This window comes from Sinorhizobium americanum, from assembly GCF_001651855.1.
GTDB classification, from domain to species: Bacteria; Pseudomonadota; Alphaproteobacteria; order Rhizobiales; family Rhizobiaceae; genus Sinorhizobium; species Sinorhizobium americanum.
This window is the reverse complement of sequence record NZ_LNQC01000014.1, coordinates 1-2,874: the sequence shown is the minus strand read 5'-3', so window position 1 is coordinate 2,874 and position 2,874 is coordinate 1. Positions and strand designations below refer to the sequence as shown.

Sequence of the window (2,874 nt, the reverse complement as noted above, 5' to 3'; positions counted from 1 at the left end):
GTATCCATCCGAGCAGTGCCGCGGGATTTTGGGTGCCGCGCGTGGTAACGTCGGTTCATGGAGATCGATGAGGACAAGATCGACGATGCCGTTTTGGCGCTGCTATGGCTGACGCTGCATAACGAGCGTTGTGCCTGGAAGGGTTTCGACTGGGCAACGACGGATCGGCTTCACAAGAAGGGCATGATCGGCGACCCAGTCAACAAGTCGAAGTCATTGATCCTGACCGATGAGGGCCTGGAGCGTTCGCAAGCGTTGTTCCGGGAACTGTTTACGCGGCCGCCGCAATAGCCGCCCCTTTGTGTGCCTTCCATTGCCAAGGCAGCAGTTCGTGCAGGCGGGAGACGGGAAGATCGGCGATGCGGGCGAACACATCGGCGAGCCACGCCTTTGGGTCGACGTCGTTGAGGCGGCAGGTCGTGATGACGGAGAGCATGATGGCGGCTCGATCGGCCCCACGCTGGGAACCGGCGAAGGTCCAGTTTCGACGCCCGAGTGCAATTCCTCTCAGCGCGCGCTCGGCCGCATTGTTCGTGAGACAAATCCGGCCATCTTCGAGGAAACCGGCAAAACCATCCCATCGCTTCAGCATGTAATCGATCGGCTCGATCACCTCGGACGATTTGCTGAGCGTGGCGCGCTCGCGTTTCAGCCACGCGTGCATGTCATCGAACAGCGGCTTGCTCTTTTGCTGCCGCGCGGCCAGCCGTTCTGCGGCGCCCAATCCGTTAATCTGGCGCTCGATCTCGAACAGCGCGTCGAACCGTTTGACGGCCTCCAATGCGATTGGCGAGATCGGCTTGCCCTTGCGTTTGCGATCCCGCGCACTTTTCTGGATATCGGCCAGCTCAAAGAATTTGCGCCGCGCATGCGCATGGCAAAAGGCGAAGGTGATAGGCACCTCTTTCGTTGCGGCAACAGCGATCGGCTCAAAGCCATTGTAGCAATCGCTCTGCAGAATGCCGCCGTATCCGGCGAGGTGTTTCTGCGGGTGCTCGCCGCGGCGGTCGCTCGACGCATAATAGATTGCGGCTGGCGGCGCCGTTCCTCCGTAGGGCCGGTCATCGCATACGTAAGTCCAGATGCGTCCGGTCGTGCATTTGTCTTTGGCCTGAATGGGAATGGTGGTGTCGTCGCCAAAAAGCCGCTCGGCCGCAAAGACATGCGCCTCGATCAGATCAAACATCGGCAGGAGCGCGGCTGTTCCATACCCGACCTGGTCGGCCAGCGTCGAAGTCGAAAGCGCGATGTTCTCGCATTTGAACCGGGTGCTCTGGCGGTTGAGCGGGCTATGCATGCCGAACTTGTCAAACAGGATCGTCGCCAGCAGATGCGGACCGATGAAGCCGCGCGGCGTGGCATGGAAGGGTGCCGGCGCCTGGCTGATCTTCTCGCAGTCCCGGCAGCTAAATTTCTCGCGTACGGTTTCGATCACGATAAACCGGCGCGGGATCTCCTCCAGCGTTTCGGTCACATCCTCGCCCAGCTTGGAAAGCCGGGATCCGCCACAGCATGCACAGGTGCCGGGAGGATCGATGACCACACGCTTGCGTTCGACATCCTCCGGCCACGGCTTTCGGACCGGCCGCTTGCGTGTGAACGAACGTACGCTCGCGGTCTTGGCGGCAGCAGCCTGCGCTGCAACCTCGTCCTCTGTCGCCGCCATCACCAGCTCTTCGAGCTGCAATTCCATCTGGTCAAGCAATCGCGCGGTGCGCTCGGAACGCTTTCCGCGAAGCTCCCGCCTCAGCTTTTCGATCGCCAGCTCCAGTTTGGCGATCAGCGCCTCGCTGTCGGACAGCATCGCCTGGGCATTGGCGGCTTGCGCCACCGCAATGTCCCGCTCGGCGACGACGGTATCGCGCTCCGCAACAACGACATCACGTTCAGCCTGCAACATCTCACGCTCGGAAAGCAGCGCCAGATAGGCGCTCGCAAGGTCCGCAGGAAGATCCACAGGCTTCGAAGTCATGAAGCCATTCGATCAGATTCACTCAATATTTTCAATGCAATAATGCTATCCGATCCGTGTCGGACGCCAGGTTTCCTGCGGATTGCGCCAGTCGATCCCGGACAACAAATAAGACAATTGCGCCGGTGAGATCGCTACCGCGCCGCCCTCCATATTCGGCCAGATAAACCGGCCCTTCTCCAGCCGCCGGGTAAAAAGGCAGGCACCCAGACCATCATGCCAGATGATCTTCAAAATATCCGATCTGCGCCCCCTGAAGACGAAGAGATGCCCCGACAACGGATCATGCTGCAGAACCTCCTGCACCCGAAGCGCCAGGGAGGGAAAGCCACAGCGCATGTCCGTATACCCCGTCGAAAGCCAGATCTTGACCCCTGTTCCCATCGGAAACGGATTCACCGCAGCGCCTCCAGTCCGCGCAGGATCCGAAGCAGTGCTTCAACGTCGACATCGCGTCCCACGATCACACGGCGACCATTGGCGCTGACAACCTCCATAAGCCCACTTTGTGCCGTCGAAGAATTGGTCGGCGCAACAACCGGCATTCCTGGCTCCGGGACTAACAGTGCAGGAACAAACCCTTCACTCCCCCGGCCATTGCCGAGCCGTCCCTCCCGAGCTGCTTTACGCCAATCGTTCAACTGAAAGCGTGTGATCCCATGGCGACGTGCCGTTGCCGTGACCTGACGCGGGGCGGAATAACTCTCCGCCACGATCGCTAGTTTGGCCTCGTTGCTGAAACGGCGACGCCGCCCGCTATCGACAATCTCCATACGGCTGACTTGCGGCCGCTTCTCTATCGTTAAATCCACGGTTCTCACACTGTCTATATTGACGTCCATATAGACAGAACATCCAGTTCGCCTCACTTCTCAGCAAGGCGGCCCTCCTCGGATGCGTAC

At 60.0% G+C, this 2,874-nt stretch carries 4 protein-coding genes; 1 reads left to right on the top strand and 3 read right to left on the bottom strand.

All coding sequences use genetic code 11. From position 1 onward, the window contains the following. Window positions 1-57 precede the first annotated feature (57 nt). On the top strand, window positions 58-291 hold the full coding sequence (locus tag ATC00_RS00110) for a DUF6429 family protein (protein ID WP_018237844.1): 234 nt from the start codon (window positions 58-60) through the stop codon (window positions 289-291). Here the strand turns inward: ATC00_RS00110 and tnpC are convergent. From tnpC to tnpA, 3 genes are read right to left on the bottom strand one after another with little or no spacing between them, the layout of a single operon-like run. Next, window positions 272-1,972: an IS66 family transposase gene (gene tnpC / locus ATC00_RS00105; protein ID WP_064251569.1), complete on the bottom strand. Its 1,701-nt coding sequence runs from the start codon at window positions 1,970-1,972 to the stop codon at window positions 272-274. The two genes, ATC00_RS00110 and tnpC, sit on opposite strands and share 20 nt — an antisense overlap. Before the next feature lie 45 nt (window positions 1,973-2,017). Further along, window positions 2,018-2,371, bottom strand: coding sequence for an IS66 family insertion sequence element accessory protein TnpB (gene tnpB / locus ATC00_RS00100; RefSeq protein ID WP_064251568.1), 354 nt, complete (start codon window positions 2,369-2,371; stop codon window positions 2,018-2,020). Continuing rightward, on the bottom strand, window positions 2,368-2,814 hold the full coding sequence (gene tnpA, locus ATC00_RS30610) for an IS66-like element accessory protein TnpA (protein ID WP_082911896.1): 447 nt from the start codon (window positions 2,812-2,814) through the stop codon (window positions 2,368-2,370). Before tnpA ends, tnpB begins: the two co-directional genes overlap by 4 nt. Window positions 2,815-2,874: the final 60 nt, after the last annotated feature.

What these genes read in the sequence shown, in the direction of transcription:
- ATC00_RS00110 (WP_018237844.1), top strand. Translation starts at nt 58, where the DNA reads ATGGAGATCGATGAGGACAAGATCGACGATGCCGTTTTGGCGCTGCTA.
- tnpC (WP_064251569.1), bottom strand. Translation starts at nt 1,972, where the DNA reads ATGACTTCGAAGCCTGTGGATCTTCCTGCGGACCTTGCGAGCGCCTAT.
- tnpA (WP_082911896.1), bottom strand. Translation starts at nt 2,814, where the DNA reads ATGGACGTCAATATAGACAGTGTGAGAACCGTGGATTTAACGATAGAG.